The sequence below is a fragment of the Mameliella sp. LZ-28 genome (assembly GCF_012274245.1).
GTDB lineage: Bacteria > Pseudomonadota > Alphaproteobacteria > Rhodobacterales > Rhodobacteraceae > Antarctobacter > Antarctobacter albus.
On record NZ_JAANYX010000028.1, the window covers coordinates 1 to 833 of the forward strand.

The 833-nt window shown below is 63.5% G+C and carries 1 protein-coding gene; it reads left to right on the forward strand.

Annotation, left to right across the window (positions count from 1 at the left end; translation table 11 throughout):
- The coding region (gene tuf / locus G9Q80_RS15275) for an elongation factor Tu (protein WP_168246496.1) at positions 1–833 on the forward strand (833 nt) is incomplete at both ends.

An 833-nucleotide genomic window follows, 5' to 3' on the forward strand; every position in this document is an offset into this window, starting at 1 on the left:
ATGGCAAAGGAAAAGTTTGAACGCGGCAAGCCGCACTGCAACATCGGCACGATCGGGCACGTTGACCACGGCAAGACGACGCTGACTGCGGCGATCACGAAGTACTTCGGCGACTTCAAGGCGTATGACCAGATCGACGGCGCGCCCGAAGAGAAGGCCCGCGGGATCACCATCTCGACCGCGCACGTGGAATACGAGACCGACAACCGCCACTACGCGCACGTCGACTGCCCCGGCCACGCCGACTACGTCAAGAACATGATCACCGGTGCCGCGCAGATGGACGGCGCGATCCTGGTGGTGAACGCCGCTGACGGCCCGATGCCGCAGACGCGTGAGCACATCCTGCTGGGCCGCCAGGTCGGCATCCCGGCGATGGTCGTGTTCCTGAACAAGGTCGACCAGGTGGACGACGAGGAGCTGCTGGAACTCGTGGAAATGGAAGTCCGCGAACTGCTGTCCGAGTACGACTTCCCGGGCGACGATGTTCCGATCGTGGCAGGTTCGGCGCTGGCCGCTCTCGAAGGCCGTGACCCGGAAATCGGCGAAGAGAAGATCAAGGAACTGATGGCCGCCGTGGATGAATACATCCCGCAGCCGGAACGTGCCGTCGACCAGCCCTTCCTGATGCCGATCGAAGACGTGTTCTCGATCTCGGGTCGTGGTACGGTTGTGACCGGCCGTGTCGAGCGTGGCGTGATCAACGTCGGCGACGAAATCGAGATCGTGGGCATCCGCGACACCTCGAAGACGACCTGCACGGGCGTTGAAATGTTCCGCAAGCTGCTGGACCGCGGCGAAGCCGGCGACAACATCGGCGCGCTGCTGCGCGG